This is a genomic window from Kineococcus halophytocola, from assembly GCF_041276425.1.
Classification (GTDB): domain Bacteria; phylum Actinomycetota; class Actinomycetes; order Actinomycetales; family Kineococcaceae; genus Kineococcus; species Kineococcus halophytocola.
Map to the genome: position 1 here is coordinate 80,914 of NZ_JBGFTU010000019.1, position 16,737 is coordinate 97,650.

Annotated in this window: 15 protein-coding genes; 6 read left to right on the forward strand and 9 right to left on the reverse strand. The window is 74.9% G+C overall.

The genetic code is table 11. The annotated features are described in order from the left end of the window. Positions 1–64: 64 nt before the first annotated feature. Positions 65–529, reverse strand: a complete 465-nt coding sequence (locus tag AB2L27_RS15945; protein WP_370442475.1) for a gamma-glutamylcyclotransferase — start codon at positions 527–529, stop codon at positions 65–67. Between the two features lie 29 nt (positions 530–558). Between AB2L27_RS15945 and AB2L27_RS15950 the strand changes: the two genes are divergently transcribed. After that, on the forward strand, positions 559–2,001 hold the full coding sequence (locus AB2L27_RS15950; protein ID WP_370442476.1) for an NAD(P)H-quinone dehydrogenase: 1,443 nt from the start codon (positions 559–561) through the stop codon (positions 1,999–2,001). 45 nt (positions 2,002–2,046) lie between these two features. On the opposite strand, the gene AB2L27_RS15955 is transcribed toward AB2L27_RS15950, so the two are convergent. The 4 genes from AB2L27_RS15955 to AB2L27_RS15970 form a co-directional block, all read right to left on the reverse strand. Further along, positions 2,047–3,894, reverse strand: coding sequence for an ATP-binding protein (locus tag AB2L27_RS15955; protein ID WP_370442491.1), 1,848 nt, complete (start codon positions 3,892–3,894; stop codon positions 2,047–2,049). 138 nt (positions 3,895–4,032) lie between these two features. Further along, the gene (locus AB2L27_RS15960; protein WP_370442477.1) at positions 4,033–4,674 is read right to left on the reverse strand and encodes a Maf family protein; all 642 of its coding nucleotides are present in this window, start codon (positions 4,672–4,674) and stop codon (positions 4,033–4,035) included. Positions 4,675–4,834: 160 nt separating this feature from the next. Next, on the reverse strand, positions 4,835–6,487 hold the full coding sequence (locus AB2L27_RS15965) for a DUF885 domain-containing protein (protein WP_370442478.1): 1,653 nt from the start codon (positions 6,485–6,487) through the stop codon (positions 4,835–4,837). A gap of 36 nt (positions 6,488–6,523) precedes the next feature. Then, a complete protein-coding gene (locus AB2L27_RS15970) occupies positions 6,524–7,546 on the reverse strand; it encodes an iron-siderophore ABC transporter substrate-binding protein (RefSeq protein WP_370442479.1) in 1,023 nt (340 codons plus the stop codon). 88 nt (positions 7,547–7,634) lie between these two features. Between AB2L27_RS15970 and AB2L27_RS15975 the strand changes: the two genes are divergently transcribed. Beyond that, a complete protein-coding gene (locus AB2L27_RS15975; RefSeq protein ID WP_370442480.1) occupies positions 7,635–8,435 on the forward strand; it encodes a biotin--[acetyl-CoA-carboxylase] ligase in 801 nt (266 codons plus the stop codon). Here AB2L27_RS15975 and AB2L27_RS15980 read toward each other — a convergent pair. Then, a complete protein-coding gene (locus tag AB2L27_RS15980; RefSeq protein ID WP_370442481.1) occupies positions 8,376–8,987 on the reverse strand; it encodes a GtrA family protein in 612 nt (203 codons plus the stop codon). The genes AB2L27_RS15975 and AB2L27_RS15980 overlap by 60 nt on opposite strands. A 111-nt stretch (positions 8,988–9,098) precedes the next feature. After that, positions 9,099–9,221 (reverse strand): hypothetical protein, encoded by a 123-nt coding sequence (locus AB2L27_RS15985; protein WP_370442482.1) that lies wholly within the window; start codon positions 9,219–9,221, stop codon positions 9,099–9,101. Between the two features lie 146 nt (positions 9,222–9,367). On the opposite strand from AB2L27_RS15985, the gene AB2L27_RS15990 reads away from it, so the two are divergent. Next, on the forward strand, positions 9,368–10,621 hold the full coding sequence (locus AB2L27_RS15990; protein ID WP_370442483.1) for a 5-(carboxyamino)imidazole ribonucleotide synthase: 1,254 nt from the start codon (positions 9,368–9,370) through the stop codon (positions 10,619–10,621). Between the two features lie 32 nt (positions 10,622–10,653). Continuing rightward, entirely contained in the window at positions 10,654–11,148 is a 495-nt protein-coding gene (purE, locus tag AB2L27_RS15995) for a 5-(carboxyamino)imidazole ribonucleotide mutase (RefSeq protein WP_370442492.1), read from the forward strand. 247 nt (positions 11,149–11,395) lie between these two features. Here purE and AB2L27_RS16000 read toward each other — a convergent pair whose 3' ends face one another. After that, on the reverse strand, positions 11,396–11,869 hold the full coding sequence (locus AB2L27_RS16000; RefSeq protein ID WP_370442484.1) for a DIP1984 family protein: 474 nt from the start codon (positions 11,867–11,869) through the stop codon (positions 11,396–11,398). Between the two features lie 104 nt (positions 11,870–11,973). Here AB2L27_RS16000 and AB2L27_RS16005 point away from each other — a divergent pair, with 104 nt between their 5' ends. Continuing rightward, on the forward strand, positions 11,974–13,263 hold the full coding sequence (locus AB2L27_RS16005) for an alpha/beta fold hydrolase (RefSeq protein WP_370442485.1): 1,290 nt from the start codon (positions 11,974–11,976) through the stop codon (positions 13,261–13,263). A 107-nt stretch (positions 13,264–13,370) separates the two neighbouring features. Beyond that, complete coding sequence (locus AB2L27_RS16010; RefSeq protein WP_370442486.1) at positions 13,371–15,134, forward strand: S8 family serine peptidase; 1,764 nt, start codon at positions 13,371–13,373, stop codon at positions 15,132–15,134. A gap of 67 nt (positions 15,135–15,201) precedes the next feature. Here the strand turns inward: AB2L27_RS16010 and AB2L27_RS16015 are convergent, their stop codons facing one another. After that, the gene (locus tag AB2L27_RS16015; protein ID WP_370442487.1) at positions 15,202–16,488 is read right to left on the reverse strand and encodes an LCP family protein; all 1,287 of its coding nucleotides are present in this window, start codon (positions 16,486–16,488) and stop codon (positions 15,202–15,204) included. Positions 16,489–16,737: the final 249 nt, after the last annotated feature.

Sequence of the window (16,737 nt, forward strand, 5' to 3'; positions counted from 1 at the left end):
GCTCACCGTAAGGACGGGGGCGGGTTCCGGCGCGTCGGAGGGGCGGGCCCGGACCCGCGGGGGGTCAGGCGTCGTTGGAGCGGCAGGGCCGGGCCCGCAGCCCCAGCACGTAGTCGTGCGGGGCGCCGCCCGCCTCGGCGGCGTCGGCCAGCCGGCCCAGGTACGTCGCGGTGGGCAGGCCGCCCTCGTAGTCGTCCAGGACGTACGTCCACGCCACCACGTCGCCCTCCAGGGTCTTCACCCGCACGCGGATCTTGCGGAACAGGCCGATGTCCATGCCCTCGGAGGCGTCCAGGCGCGTCTCGTCGGCCTCGGTGAGGTCGTACAGCGCGACGTACACCTGCTCGCCCGGTGCCTCCACGACCGTGGCCAGCGGGCCCTCCCAGCTGCGGTCCTCCCCGCCGAACGTCAGCCGCCAGTCCTGCAACCACCCCGTCGAGCGCAGCGGCGAGTGCGGCGCCTTCCGGGACATGGACTCGGGGTTCAGGTTCGTCGCGTAGGCGGCGTAGGCGGGCGAGGGGGCAGGCACGGTTGACGAGGGTAGGGGAGCATGGGGGGGTGAGTCCCACCAGTGCTTCCCCAGCAGCAGCCAAGCCCCCCCGGGTCGCCGTGCTCGGCGGTGGCCCCGGCGGCTACGAGGCCGCGCTCGTCGCGGCCCAGCTCGGCGCCGACGTGACCGTCGTCGAGCGCGACGGCCTCGGCGGGTCCACGGTCCTCACCGACGTCGTCCCGTCCAAGACGCTCATCGCCACCGCCGAGCTCATGGCCACCGTCGACGGCGCCTCCGAGCTCGGCGTGCGCTTCCCCGGCGGCAGCGCCCCCGACACCGAACCGCAGGGGGCGGTGAGCGTCGACCTCGCCCGCGTGCACGCCCGCGTCAAGGCGCTCGCCTTCGCCCAGTCGGCCGACGTGCGCGCCCGGCTCGAACGCGAGGGCGTGCGCATCCTGTCCGGGTCCGGCGTCCTGGACGGCCCGCACGCGCTCGACGTGCGCGACGGCGAGGACGAGGGCGCCCGGGTCGAGGCCGACGTCGTGCTCGTCTCCGTCGGGGCCAGCCCGCGGACCCTGCCCGACGCCCAGCCCGACGGCGAGCGCATCCTGACGTGGAAGCAGGTCTACGACCTCACCGAACTGCCCGAGCACCTCGTCGTCGTCGGCTCCGGCGTCACCGGGGCCGAGTTCGCCAACGCCTACGACGCCCTCGGCGCCCACGTCACGCTCGTCTCCTCCCGCGACCGGGTCCTGCCCGGGGAGGACGCCGACGCCGCCGAGGTCCTCGAAGGGGTGTTCCGCCGCCGCGGCATGGACGTCATGTCCCGCTCGCGCGCCCAGAGCGTGCGCCGGCACGGCGACCGCGTCGTCGTCACCCTCGCCGACGGCCGCACCGTCGAGGGCTCGCACTGCCTCGTGGCCGTCGGGGCGGTCCCCAACACCGCCGGCCTCGGCCTGGAGGAGGCCGGGGTCTGGACGTCGGAGTCCGGGCACCTCGACGTCGACAAGGTCTCGCGCACCTCCGCCCGCGGCGTCTACGCGGCCGGGGACTGCACCGGGGTCTTCCCGCTGGCCTCCGTCGCGGCCATGCAGGGCCGGATCGCGATGTGGCACGCCCTGGGCGACACCGTCGCCCCGCTGAAGCTGCGCTCGGTGGCCTCCACCGTGTTCACCTCCCCCGAGATCGCCACCGTCGGCTGGACGCAGGCCCAGATCGACGCCGGGGAGGCCCAGGGGGAGATCATCAAGCTGCCGCTGTCCACGAACGCCCGCGCCAAGATGCTCGGCATCCACGACGGGTTCGTGAAGCTGTTCTGCCGCACCGGGTCCGGCACCGTCATCGGGGGTGTCGTGGTGGCCCCGCGAGCCAGTGAGCTGATCTTCCCCGTCACCCTCGCCGTGGAGAAGCGCCTCAACGTCGACGACGTGGCGCACGCCTTCACGATCTACCCCTCCCTGTCGGGGTCGATCGCCGAGGCCGCCCGGCAGCTGCACGTCACGGGGGAGTGAGCCGACCGCACCGGACCGGGTCCCGGTCCGGTGCGGTGGTGCCGGTCAGGCGTCGACGATCTCGCAGAGGACCGCGCCGGTCGTCGTGGTGTCCCCGGCCTTGGCGCTCAGGCCCGAGATCGTGCCCGAGCGGTGCGCCAGCAGCGGCTGCTCCATCTTCATGGCCTCCAGGACGGCCACGAGGTCGCCCTCGGCGACGGTGTCCCCGTCGGCCACGTCGATCTTGACGATGGTGCCCTGCATGGGCGTCACGAGGGCCTGCGGGTTCTTCGCCGACCCGCCCCCGCCCTTGCCCTTCTTCTGGCCCCGGTGCGTGGCCGAGCGGTACGCCCGCGCGACCGCGGCCCCCGTCGCGACCCCGGCGCGGGAGATCTCGTGCCCGGCCCGGGACAGCTGCGCGTTGAACTGCTCGACGGGGATGGAGACCTCCAGGCGCTTGCCCGCGACCTCCACGACGATCGTCTCCCGGTGCGCCGCACCCTCCCCGCCGGCCTCCAGGGCGCCGGAACCGGGCATGGCCGAGGTGTCGAACTCCGGGGACTCGATCCAGCGCGTGTGGACGGTGAAACCCTGCGCGTCCCTCGCGGCGAACGCCGGGTCCGCGACCACCGTGCGGTGGAAGGGGATGACCGTCGGCACGCCCTCGACGACGAACTCGGCCAGCGCCCGCGCCGCCCGGGCCAGCGCCTGCTCCCGGGTGGCACCCGTCACGATCAGCTTGGCCAGCAGGGAGTCGAAGTCCTGGGAGATCTCCACCCCGCCGCTGACGGCCGCCGCGCGCGGGTCGATGCCGGTGTCCACGCGCACCCCCGGGCCCGAGGGCAGGGAGAACCGCGTCAGCCTGCCCGGGCGGGGCAGGAAGTTCGCGCTGGGGTCCTCGCCGTTGATGCGGAACTCGATGGAGTGCCCCCGGGTCGCGACCTCGGTGTACCCCAGGTGCTCCCCGCGGGCGATGCGGAACTGCTCCACCACCAGGTCGATCCCGCTGACCTCCTCGGTCACGGGGTGCTCCACCTGCAGGCGGGTGTTGACCTCCAGGAACGCCAGCGTCCCGTCGGCCGCGACGAGGAACTCCACCGTCCCGGCCCCGACGTACCCGGCCTCGGCGACGATCGCCAGCGAGGCGCGGCGCAGCTCGGCGTCCTGCTCGGGGGTCAGGAACGGCGCGGGCGCCTCCTCGACCAGCTTCTGGTGGCGGCGCTGCAGCGAGCAGTCGCGGGTGGAGACCACGACGGCCCCGCCGTGGGCGTCGGCGAGCACCTGCGTCTCGACGTGCCGGGGACGGTCGAGGTAGCGCTCCACGAAGCACTCGCCCCGGCCGAACGCGGCCACGGCCTCGCGCACCGCGGAGGCGAACAGCTCCGGGACGTCCTCACGGGTGCGGGCCACCTTCAGCCCGCGGCCACCACCGCCGAACGCCGCCTTGATGGCGATGGGCAGGCCGTGCTCGTCGGCGAAGGCGAGCACCTCCTCGGGGCCGGCGACCGGGTCGGGCGTGCCGGCCACCAGCGGGGCACCGGCGCGGGCCGCGAGGTGGCGCGCGGAGACCTTGTCCCCGAGCGCCTCGATCGCCGCCGGCGGCGGGCCGATCCACGTCAGGCCCGCGTCGACGACGGCCCGGGCGAACGCGGCGTTCTCGGAAAGGAACCCGTACCCGGGGTGCACCGCGTCGGCCCCGGCGCGCAGCGCGACCTCGATGAGCTTCGTCGCGTCCAGGTAGGAGTCCTTGGCCGTCGTGCCGCCCAGGGCGTACGCCTCGTCCGCGCTGCGCACGTGCAGCGCGTCGCGGTCGCCGTCGGAGTAGACGGCCACCGAGGCCAGGCCCGCGTCCCGGGCGGCGCGCACGATGCGCACCGCGATCTCCCCGCGGTTGGCCACGAGGACCTTCGTCACCGGACCCGTGATCCCCGACGCCGGGCTCGACGTCGGGGTGGTCGGCTCGGGGGAGGTCATGCGGCGTCTCCGGGAGGTCGAGGGTGGGGTGGGACGAGGGCTGAGACTACCCGCGGACGACCCGCGGACGACCCGCGCCTACGCCGGGCGCTCCGCCCACAGGTCCGGCCACGCCACGCCCGCCTCGCCGGCCAGCTCCCGCAGCAGCGGCAGCGACACGCCGACGACCGCGTGGTGGTCGCCCTCGATGCCCCGCACGAAGGCGCCGCCGAGCCCGTCGACCGTGAACGCGCCCGCCACCTGCAGCGGTTCACCCGTGGCGACGTAGGCGTCGATCTCGGCGTCGGTGACGTCGGCGAAGTGGACCGTCACGCTCGCCACCCCGCCGATCGTCGCCCCCGAGCCGTCCTCGCGGTCGTCGATGAGCCAGTGCCCGGTGTGCAGGACCCCGCTGCGGCCCCGCATCGCCCTCCAGCGCCGGACGGCGTCGGCGGCGTCGGCCGGTTTGCCCAGGACCTCCACGCCCGCACCGAGGTCGACGGCCAGGACCGAGTCGCAACCCAGGACGAGGTGGTCCTCGGGCCGGTCCTCGTTCGCCGCGACGTCCTCGGCCTTGGCCTTGGCCAGCACCAGGCACACGTCCTCGGCGTCGGTGACGCCGTAGCGCTGCACGACGGCGGGTTCGTCGACCCCGGAGACGAGGACGGCCGGGTCCAGGCCCGCGGCGCGGAGGGTGGCCAGGCGGGCGGGGGAGGCGGAGGCCAGGAGCAACGACGTCACGGCGGCATGGTTCCACGTCCCCGCACCCGCGCCCGCTCCCCGTCACTGCGCGTGGCCGGGTTGGGGGGTCGTTGACGCATCGCGCCGGTAGGTGCGGCTCGCAGCGTCAACGACCACCCGGAGGCGACCACGCGCAGTGACGGGCCGGGAGGGGCGGGGGTCAGGGCAGGAGCGCCGAGCGCAGCACGTCGAGGCCGACGGAGCCGACGTCCAGGGCGCGGCGGTGGAAGGCCTTGAGGTCGAAGGCGGCGCCCTGGGCCACCGCGACGTCCTCGCGCAGCGCCGTCCACAGCCGCTCGCCGACCTTGTAGCTCGGCGCCTGCCCGGGCCAGCCGAGGTAGCGGTCGAGCTCGAAGCGCAGCACGTCGGGGTGGTTGCCGGAGACCGACCGCAGGTAGGCCCACGCCTTCTCGTACGTCCACGCGCCGCCACCGACCTCGGCGGGGGCGGGCAGCCCGCAGTGGACCCCGATGTCGAGGACGACGCGGCCGGCGCGCAGGAGCTGCGCGTCGAGCATCCCCAGCACCTCGCCCGGCCCGCGCAGGAAGCCGAGGTCCTGCATCAGCCGTTCGGCGTACAGGGCCCAGCCCTCGCCGTGCCCGGAGATCCAGCAGCCCTGCCGCCGCCACCGGTTCAGCACCTCTCCGCGCACGGCGGTCTGCCCGATCTGCAGGTGGTGCCCGGGCACGCCCTCGTGGTGGACGGTCGTCGCCTCCCGCCAGGTGGAGAACCGGGTCTGGCCGGCCGGGACGGCCCACCACATGCGGCCCGGGCGGGAGAAGTCCTCGCTGGGGCCGGTGTAGTAGATGCCCCCGCCCGTGGTCGGCGCGATCCGGCACTCCAGCCGGCGGATCTGCTCGGGGATGTCGAAGTGGCTGCCCTGCAACGCTTCGACGGTCTCGTCGGAGCGGTCCTGCATCCAGGCGCGGAAGGCGTCGGCGCCCTCGACGACGGCGGACGGTTCGGCGTCCAGGACGGCGGCGGCCGCCTCGACGTCGTCGGACCCGCAGATCCGCCGCGCCACGTCGGCCATCTCGGCCCGCAGCCGCGCGACCTCCTCCAGGCCCCACGCGTACGTCTCGTCGAGGTCGACGCGCGCCCCGACGAACCAGCGCGACCACAGCTCGTACCGGTCCCGGCCCACGGCGTCGGCCTGCGGGGCCCGCGGCAGCAGGTCGTCGGTGAGGAACCGCGCGAGGTCGCCGTAGGCGCGGGCCGCGGCGGCCCCGGCCCGTTCGACGTCCTCGCCGTGCCCGGCGGCGAACGTCGTGAAGAACCCCTCGGGTGCGGCGTAGGAGGCCGCCTCGGCCGCGCACGCCCGGACCTGGCGGACCGCCGCGACCCGCCCGGCCGCCGCCGCGGCGCGCAGGCTCTCGACGTACCCGGTGACGGCGGCGGGGACGGCGGCGAGCCGCTCGCCGACGACCTGCCGGTCCGCGTCCGTCCCGGTCGGCAGCAGGTCGAAGACCATCCGCAGGTCCTGCACGGGGGAGGCGATGACGTTGAGGTCGCCGAGCAGTTCCCCGGCCTCCTCCAGTGCGATCTCCAGGCCCAGCCGGTCGCGCATCGCGGCCAGCGTCACCCGGTCGACGTCGTCGACCGGGCCGCTCGCCTCGGCCTCCTCCAGCGCCGCGAGCGTGGCCCGGTCCGCCGCCGCGACCTCGGCCAGCCCCGCGGGGGACCGGTCGCCGAGGCCGGGGGCGGCGTCGGGGACGCCCAGGCCCAGGGCGAGGGTGGGTTGCAGCCGCAGCACCGTCTCCAGGTGTCGTTCGGCCACCGCGTCGATGGCCGTCGCCGGCCGCTGCTCGTCCACACCGCGAGCCTAGTGATCACCGGCGACGGCGACCCCTCAGAGCGTCGGGGCCTTCTGCGCCGCCGCGTCGAGCATCGGCACGAGGCGGTCCAGCAGCCACGGCACGCTCAGCACGGTCGCCGACGTGGCGGTGACGAGCTGCTCGTCGTCGAGGTAGGCGACGGCGTCCGCGGCGACGGCCGGCATCGTGGCGTAGACGGGGTCGGCGCGCAGCTCCTCGCGGGTGATGTCGCCGTAGCCGACGAGGACCTGGCTGTCGAGGTCGCGCACCCGCTCCTTGGCGACCTCGACGTAGAACTCCTCGGGGTTGGCGGTGGCGAGGGACTCGATGCCCGGGGCGTCGACCAGGCCCAGGGAGTGCATGAGGTCCACGCGGGAGTCCCCGGGCAGGTAGGCCGACAGGCCCGCGCTCGTCGCGTAGACGTAGGTGAACGTCTTGCCCTGCAACGACGGGGTCGCCGCGGCGCGCTCGGCCAGGTCGTCCTCGGTGTCCGCGACGAGCCGCTCCGCGTCGGCGGACCTGCCCACGGCCTTGCCGATCATGGTCGCGGAGTCCTGCCACGTCGTCAGCCACGGGCCGTCGGGGTAGGCCACGGTCGGGGCGATGCCCTGCAGCGTGGCGTAGTCCTCGGCGGTGATCCCGGAGTTCACGGCCAGGACCAGGTCCGGGGTCAGCGCGGCGATCTGCTCGAAGGGGACCTCCTGGCTGGAGGAGGCCGACAGGAACGTCGTCGTGGCCGCGTCGAAGTGGCCCTCCCACCACGGCAGCGTCCCGTCCGGCAGCCCGCCCCACGTCACCTCCGGGATCCCGACCGGCTGCAGGCCCAGCGCCCACAGCACGTCCTGGGACCCCCAGCCCAGGCAGACGATGCGCTGGGGCGCCGCCTCGACCGTGGTCGTGCCGAGCTGGTGCTCGATCGAGACGGGGAAGGCGCCGGCGTCGGCGGACCCGGAGGAGCTGGGCGCGGCGGCCGGCTCCCCGGAGGAGGAGGACCCGCACGCGCCGGCGAGCGCGACGACGGGGACGGTGGCCAGCAGGGTGCGGCGGGACGTGCGCACGGGGGCTCCCGGAGGTCAGTGGGTCAGGGGAGCCTCACCTCACCACAGGTTGGCCGGGGAGGGAAATCCGGTCGGGCAGGATGGGCGCGTGGACCCCGCCTGGAGCGACCTGGACCGCCCGCCGCTGCGGGCCGCCGCCCTGCGCGCGGCCCTCGTGCGGCCGGGGGCCTGGGCCCGCCTGGACGTGGTGGCGAGCACGGGCTCGACCAACGCCGACCTGCTCGGCGACGCGGCGGCTCCCGACGGGGCGGTCCTCGTCGCCGACCACCAGGACGCCGGCCGGGGACGGCTCGGGCGGACGTGGACCGCCCCGCCGCGCTCGTCCCTGGCCGTCTCGGTCCTGCTGCGGCCCACCGCGCCCCTCGAGCGGTGGGCGGTCCTGCCGCTGGTCACCGGGCTGGCCGTCGTCGACGCGCTGGGCGACCTCGGCGTCGCGGCCGGGCTGAAGTGGCCCAACGACGTCCTGCTCACCGGGCCGGGCCGGGCCGGGAAGGTCTGCGGCATCCTCGCCCAGGCCGGACCCGGCCGCGTCGTGCTCGGCGCCGGGCTCAACGTCTCGCTGCGCGCCGAGGAGCTGCCGGTGCCGGCCGCGACGTCGCTGGCGCTCGCCGGGGCGACCTCGACCGACCGCGACACGGTGCTGCGCCGGTACCTGCGCGCCCTGCGCCGGCGGGTGGACGCCTGGGCGGCGGGGCAGTCCCCGCTGGCGGACTACCGCGCCGCCAGCCTCACGCTGGGGGAGGCGGTGCGGGCCGACCTGCCCGGCGGCACGACGCTGGAGGGCGTCGCGGTGGCGGTGGACGAGGAGGGCCGGCTCGTCGTACAGGACTCAGGCGGCGCCCGGACGAGCCTGGCGGCGGGGGACGTCGTCCACCTGCGCCGGAGCTGACGGACCGGCCGTCGGACCGGCCGTCGGCTCGTCCGAGGCCTCGGTCCAGCCCTCCTGGCGCAGCTCCTCGACGAAGACGTAGCGGCGGTAGGCCCACCAGCGGAACAGCGTGCCCAGGGCGACGCCGACGACCTTGGCCGACACGTTCGAGGCCACCGGCCCGCGCAGCTCCAGCACGTAGTAGGTGAAGCCCAGGCAGGCCAGGGAGATGCCCAGCCCCACGCCGTTCATGACGAAGAACAGCAGCAGCTCGCGCGGGGCCGAGGAGCGCCGGCGGTGGCGGAACGTCCAGTAGCGGTTGCCCAGCCAGGCCACGACGATGCTCGTGACCACGGAGATGACGTTCGCCGTCAGCGGCTTGTGGTGCAGGACGCCGACACCGTCCGGTCCGGCGTACCGCAGCAGGTTGAACACCCCGAAGTCCGTGACGAACGCCACGGCGCCGACGATGCCGAACTTGGCGGCCTCGCGGGCCAGGACCTCGTAGGTGTCGCGCAACCGGCGCACCAGGCCCCGTCCGTCGGGCTGGTGCCCGCTCAACGCCCTGCTCAACACGCGTCCCCTCGGTCGGTGGCCGACCGGTCCCGGACCGGTCGTCGTCCGGTCCTCGACCGGCCCTCAGGCCACGCAGTCTGACGGGTCAGGCTGGGAACCGGCTCCAGGTCACCGTTCGACCGGGGCGCGTGTCTCGTGGGCGTTGCGATGAGGATCGAGGTGGTCCTCCATCTTCATGGCTCCGACGATGCCGACGACGACGAGCGCCACACAGGCGATCACGGTGAACAACGAACTCCCCCTCCGTGGGTACGCGCCGCAGTCCCACGACGCGCCGGGACCAGCGTGAGGCACGCCACGGCGGCGGGCATCTCAGGATGCATCGGCCGAACGGGTGAGGACCTGAGGACCCGGACCGCCCACTACCCTCGGACCCCGTGACCGCCCCGTCCCCCGCCTCGTCCGCCCAGGCCAGCCGGCCGGACCCGGCCCCCCACGCCCGTCCCGGCGGGTTCCCCGTCGTCGGCGTCGTCGGCGGCGGGCAGCTCGCCCGCATGATGCAGCCGGCCGCCACGGCCCTCGGCCTGCGGCTGCGGGTCCTCGCCGAAGGACCCGACGTCGCCGCGGCGCAGGTCGTCACGCCCGCCCCCGTCGGTGCGGCCGACGACCTGGAGGCCCTCGTGGCCTTCGCCTCCGAGTGCGACGCCGTCACCTTCGACCACGAGCACGTCCCCGGCCCGGGGCTGCGCGCCATGGCCGAGGTGACGAGCGTGCAGCCCGGGGCCGACGCCCTCGTGCACGCCCAGGACAAGGTCGTCATGCGCGAGCGCCTCACCGCGCTCGGCGTCCCGTGCCCGGCGTGGGCGCGGGTGGCCGACCGGGCCGCGGTCGAGGCGTTCGCGGCCGACGCCGGCTGGCCCGTCGTCCTGAAGACCCCGCGCGGGGGGTACGACGGCAAGGGCGTCCTCGTCCTGGACGGTCCCGACGACGCGTCGGGCTGGGCCACCGCCGACGGGTGGTTCACCGCCTGGGCCGACCGCGGTGGGCTGCTGGCCGAGGAGCACGTGCCCTTCACCCGCGAGCTGGCCGCCCTCGTCGCCCGCAGCCCCTCGGGGCAGGCCGCCGCGTGGCCGGTGGTGGAGACCGTGCAGCGCGACGGCGTGTGCCACGAGGTCACCGCGCCCGCCCCGGACCTGGACCCCGACCTCGCCGCGGAGCTGACCGACGTCGCGCTGCGCATCGCCGGCGGGCTGGGCGTCACGGGCGTGCTGGCCGTGGAGGTCTTCGAGGTCGAGCGCGAGGGGCGGCGCAGCTTCGTGGTCAACGAGCTGGCCATGCGCCCGCACAACTCCGGGCACTGGAGCATCGACGGGGCGGTGACGAGCCAGTTCGAGAACCACCTGCGGGCCGTGCTGGACCTGCCGCTGGGCTCGACGGCCGCCCGCGCACCCTGGACGGTCATGGTCAACGTGCTGGGGCCGCGGCAGATCGAGGCCCGGCACGAGGACCTGTACCGGTCCTACCTGCACGTCATGGCGCACGACCCGGGCGTCAAGGTGCACCTGTACGGCAAGGAGCAGCGGCCCGGCCGCAAGCTCGGGCACGTCACCGTCTACGGCGACGACCTGGACACCGTCCGCGCGCGTGCCCGGCACGCGGCGGCCTTCATCGCGGGGGAGATCGACGAGTGAGCGTCGCGAGCAGTGTGCACGTGGGTCTGGTCATGGGGTCGGACTCCGACTGGCCCGTCATGGAGGAGGCCGCCACGGCGCTGGAGGAGTTCGGCGTCGGGTACGAGGCCGACGTCGTCTCGGCCCACCGGATGCCGCACGACATGGTCGCCTGGGGCGCCTCGGCGGCCGAGCGCGGTCTGCGGGTCGTCATCGCCGGCGCCGGGGGTGCCGCGCACCTGCCGGGGATGCTGGCCAGCGTGACGCCGCTGCCCGTCATCGGCGTCCCGGTGCCGCTGCGCCACCTCGACGGCATGGACTCGCTGCTGTCAATCGTCCAGATGCCCGCCGGGGTGCCGGTGGCGACGGTCTCGATCGGCGGGGCCCGCAACGCCGGGCTGCTCGCCGTCCGCATCCTCGCCGCCGCGGACGCGGACCTGCGGATGCGGATGGTCGAGTTCCAGGACGGGCTGCGGCAGACCGCGTACGACAAGGGCGAGCGGCTGCGCGCCCGGACCCGGCGCGGGGGCGTCGGCTTCGGGGGCTGACGCGCCGCGCCGGGTGCGACCCGGGACGTGAGGGGCGGCGGGTCCCCTGACCCACCCTCACCGGACGGACCGACACACGGTGGTGCTGCGTGCTGGGTGCACCGTGGGTGGTGCGCGGTGCGGGGCTGCTCGGTGCGCGGAGACTCGAACTCCAGGCTGCCCTCCACCTCCAGCGAGTGGCCGTGGTGCCCGCCGGCCACGTGCGGGTCGTGTCCGCTCCCGTCCGGTTACCGACTGCCGCCGCTCCTCACTCCCTCCCCGCTCGGTCCAGCAGGTCGTGGGTCCAGTTCGCCTGCTGGATCCGGCCGTCGAGGGTGCGCAGCGTGCGCGCCACCTCGTCGGCCTGCCGGCGCAGGTCGGCCACGGGCAGGGCCGACAGGTGCCGCAGCTCGCTGCGCAGGTGCCGCGTGCCCTGACCGGCCGCCGCGTCGGCCGCCGACGTCAGCACGGCGTGTCGCAGGCGCAGGACGTCGCGGGTGGCCAGGGCGTCGGTCATCGTGCCGTCCGGGCCGAGGTCGACCCGGGCGTTCGTCCGGTTCACCTGCGCGATGAGGGTGCGCAGCCGGGTCAGCACCTCGCCCACCTCCACGAGCAGGGCGGCGGCGTCCTCGGCGGGTTCCTCACCCTCCTGGTAGCGCGCGTTCGCGGCGATGCGGCTGCGCAGCTGCTCGACCCGGCGCTGGGCGTCGGCGCGCTCGGTGAGCGCTTCGGCGATCTTCACGTCCCCGACCGTAGGCGGCCCCGGGCGCAGCGTCCACGGGGTTGCGCCGGGCTGTGGACGAGGCAGCGGTGGGGCAGCGGTGGGGCCCCGGTAGCGTCGCCGCGGTGAGCACCCGCACCGACGGCCCCCTGGTCACCGAGTCCCACCGCGTCGACGGGCACGACGTCCACGAGCACGTCCTCACCGTCCCGCTCGACCACTCCGGGAGCCTGCCCGGGACGCTGGAGGTGTTCGCGCGCGAGTACGTCCGCGACGGGCGGCGCGACGCCCCGCGGCTGGTGTTCTTCCAGGGCGGCCCGGGGAACCCCTCGCCCCGGCCCGACGTGGTCGGCGGCTGGCTGGACCGGGCGCTGGAGGAGTTCCGCGTCGTCCTGCTCGACCAGCGCGGGACGGGACGGTCCACGCCCCTGGACCGGCAGTCCCTCACGGGACCCCCGGCGGAGCAGGCCGCGCTGCTGCGGCACGTGCGGGCCGACTCCATCGTCGACGACGCCGAACTGCTGCGGGTGGCCCTCGGCGGGGACACCTGGGCGGCGCTGGGGCAGAGCTACGGCGGGTTCTGCCTGACCACGTACCTGTCCCGGGCCCCGCAGGGGTTGCGCGAAGTGTTCATCACCGCCGGCCTGCCCGGTCTGGACACCACGGCCGACGACGTCTACCGGCGCACGTACGCGCAGACGGCGCGCCGCAACGCCGAGTTCTTCGCCCGCTACCCGCGCGACCTCGCGGTGGCGCAACGGGTCGCCGACCACCTGGAGGCCGTCGAGGAGGACCTGGCGACGGGGGAGCGGTTGTCGGCGCGCCGGTTCCGCACCCTCGGTGCCGCGCTGGGGACGGTGTCGGGGTTCGACGCGCTGCACTTCGCCCTGGAGGACCCGTTCACCACCGTCCGGGGCGAGACCCGGCTGCGCGAGCGGTTCCTGCTGGACGTCGGCCGGCGGCTGTCGTTCGCCCCGCACCCGCTGTACGCGCTCGTCCACGAGAGCATCTACGCCCAGGGGGCGGCGACGGACTGGGCCGCTGAACGGGTCCGCGGGGAGTTCGCCGAGTTCGCCCTGGACGCCCCGCGGTTCCGGTTCACCGGCGAGCACGTCTACCCCTGGCAGTTCGAGGAGGACCCCGCGCTCGTGCCGCTGCGCGAGGCCGCCCACCTGCTGGCCGCGGACGCCACCCTGCCCCCGCTGTACGACGCCGACGTGCTGGCGCAGAACACCGTGCCCGTGGCCGCGGCGGTCTACGTCGACGACATGTTCGTCCCCTACGAGTTCTCCGCGGCCACCGCGCGGGCGATCGCCGGGGCGCGGACGTTCGTGACGAACGAGTACCAGCACGACGGGTTGCGGATGGACGGTCGCCGGTTGCTGGACGTGCTGTTCGACCTCGCCCGCCGATGAGGTGTGCGGGCAACTAGCGTGCGAACTGCCTGAGGTCAAGGGTTGTCTGTGTGCAGTCTGTGCAGCACACTCGCCCCGTTGATCCTTTTCTGAGGCAGGGAGACCCCGTGCGCAAGATCGTCCTGTCGGCCGCGATGAGCACCGCGCTGCTCGCGACGACGCTGGCGGTGACGCAGTCCGCGTCCGCCGACCCCAGTTCCAGCTCCACCACCGCCTCCACGCACCAGGGCGCGGCCACCGCGCAGGAGGGCACCACCCGCTACGTCGTCCTCTACGACGCCGGCACGAGCGACGTCATGGCCCGCGCCGCGATCGCCCAGGCGGGCGGGACGGTGCTGTCCAGCAACGCGAAGGTCGGGTACGCGCTGGTCGAGAGTTCCGCCGCGGACTTCGCCGTCAAGGCCGACGCCGCCGCCGGGCTCGTCGGTGCCGCCGCGGACCGCAGCATCGGCGAGTCCCCGGCCGACGCGGTGTCCGACACCGACGCCGTCGAGAAGCTGACGGACGCCGAACGCGCCACCCTCGCCGGCCGCGCGTCCCTGAAGTCCCTGGCCCGCAAGGAGAAGGGTGCCGAACCCCTGGCCCCGCTGCAGTGGGACATGCGGGCCATCGGTGCGACCCCGGAGGGTTCCTACAAGGTCCAGCCGGGCAGCAAGAAGGTCACCGTCGGCATCATCGACACCGGTGTCGACGGCACCCACCCCGACATCGCCCCGAACTTCGACGCCGCCGGCAGCCGGAACTTCGTCACCGACATGCCCGACATCGACGGCCCGTGCGAGGTCGAGTCCTGCGTCGACCCGGTCGACGTGGACGACAACGGGCACGGGACGCACGTCGCCAGCACCATCGGCTCGCCGGTCAACGGCGTGGGCATCGCCGGTGTCGCGCCGAACGTGAACCTCGTCAACCTGCGCGCCGGTCAGGACTCGGGGTACTTCTTCCTCCAGCCGACCCTCGACGCGCTGACGTTCGCGGGCGACTCCGGTGTCGACGTCGTCAACATGAGCTTCTACGTCGACCCGTGGCTGTACAACTGCCAGGCCAACCCGGCCGACTCCCCGGAGGAGCAGGCGGAGCAGCGCGTCATCGTCGCCGCCGTCCAGCGCGCGATCGACTACGCCCGCAGCAAGGGCGTGCTGCCGATCTCGGCCAGCGGCAACGAGGCCACCGACCTCGGTGCCCCCGGGGTCGACTCCTCCAGCCCGGACTACCCGGTGGACGCCGAGGGCAACCCCGTCGAGGCCCGTGACCGCACCATCGACAACTCGACCTGCCTCAACGTGCCGGCCGAGAGCAACGGCGTCGTGACGGTGAACTCGACCGGCCCGTCCGGCCGCAAGGCGTACTACTCCAACTTCGGCACCGAGCAGTCCGACGTCTCCGCCCCCGGCGGCGACGCCTACGACACCGCCAACGGCCGCACCTCGCCCGCCGGGATGATCCTGGCCGCCTACCCGGCCAACGTCGCGAAGGCCGAGGGCACGATCGACGAGAACGGTGAACCGACCACCCCGTTCGTCGTGCGGGAGAAGACGAAGGACGGGCAGGACGCGTACTACCAGTACCTGCAGGGCACCTCGATGGCCGCCCCGCACGCCGCCGGTGTCGCCGCGCTCATCGTCAGCGAGTACGGCAAGCCCGACCCGGCCCACCCCGGCACGCTGACCCTGGACCCGACGATCACCCAGGCGATCCTGCTCGGCACCGCGACCGACACCCCGTGCCCGGTGCCGGCGGAGTTCACCTACCGCCGCGTCACCGCGAACGGGCCCGTCACCTCGACGGCCACGTGCGCCGGCAGCGCCGACGACAACGGGTTCTACGGTGAGGGGATCGTCAACGCGCTGAGCGCGGTCACCACGTTCTGATCCCGCCCCCGCACCAGGACGCCCCGCAGCCCTCCCGGGCGGCGGGGCGTCCTGCTGCGCGAGGGGGTCAGGAGGTCAGGGAGCGCAACGCCTCGGTGTCGTCGGCCTTGAGGTCGCCGAACATGGCCAGCGTCTTGTCGGTGTCCCACTTCACCGCGATGCCGTGCCCGGTGCGCAGGCTCGGGTTCGAGACGGGGACGGTCATGGAGATCCCTCCCGCACCGGTCGCCTCGCGCATCCCGCGCAGGAACCCCACGAGGTCGGTGATCGAGGACCCCTCGTCCACCGTCACCGCGGACCCGCCCGCCGAGGCCAGCGGGAACGCCCGGAACGGGTTGAGCAGGGTCGCGGGGCTGGCGGCCTTGGACGTGATGGCGCCCAGGAGGTCGCGCTGGCGCTGCACCCGGCCGAAGTCGCCCTGGTTGTCGGTGTAGCGGTAGCGGGCGTAGCCCAGGGCCGTCCTGCCGTCCATCGACTGGCACCCGGCCGGGATGTCCAGCCCGGCGCGCACGTCGTCGACCGCCTCGGCCGGGCACATCGTGACGCCCCCGACGGCGTCGACGATCCGGGCGAACCCGCCGAACCCCGTCTCGACGTAGTGGTCCACGCGCAGGCCGGAGACCTGCTCGACGGTCTGCATGAGCAGCGGCGCCCCGCCGATGGCGAAGGCGGCGTTGATCTTGTTCCGGTCGTGGCCCGGGACGGGGACCCAGGAGTCGCGGGGGATGCTGATGAGGGCGGCCGGGCCCCCGGAGTCGGGCACGTGCAGCAGCATGATCGTGTCGGTGCGCCGCCCGGAGATGTCGTCGCCGCCGGCGGAGTACTCCTCGATCTCCTCCGGGGTCAGCCCGTCGCGGGAGTCGGACCCGACGATGAGGTAGGTCGTGCCGGGCGTGGCCGCCGGGCGCTCACCCGTCGAGGCGGCCGCGACCTGCTCGACCGAGGACCAGCCGCGCCAGGCGAGGGTGAGGGGGTAGGCCACGGCCAGCACCACCAGGACGGCGACCACGGCCAGGACGCGGCGCCGGCGCACGTTCGGCCGGCGCCGAGGACGGTGGGGTGCGGCGCCGTGGGGTGCGCCACGGTGGGGCTCGCCGGGTCCCGGCGGGTCCTGGCCGGCCGGACGGGCGGCGGGGGGAGCGGGCACCGGACGGTGCAGGTCGGCCAGGCGCTGCTCACGGCCGGGGGTCTGCGCCGCCCGTGCCTGCTCGCGTCCCGCGCCCCGCCCCGGACCCCGTCCGGCGGGGCGGCGCGGGCGGCCGTAGGTGCTGGAGTGCCAGCGCTCGGCGTCGGCCCCCTCCTCCCCGGCGCCGGACGTGGCGTGGCTGTCGCGCTCGGGGGGTTCGGCGGGCATGCGATCCACGGTACGGCCGACGTGGCACCGCACCGGCCCGCCCACACGCGGACGTCACGACTTCCGCCCCGACCTCCCTCGAGCAGGGCGGCCGGGGCGGGGGTCGGACGGGGTCAGGCGCGGGGTCAGGCGCGGGGTCGGCCCAGGGCGCGGTACGTCCACCCCGCCGCCCGCCACCTGGACGGGTCCAACGCGTTGCGCCCGTCCAGGATCCGCTTCTCCTTCACCAACCCCGAGATCGTCGCCGGC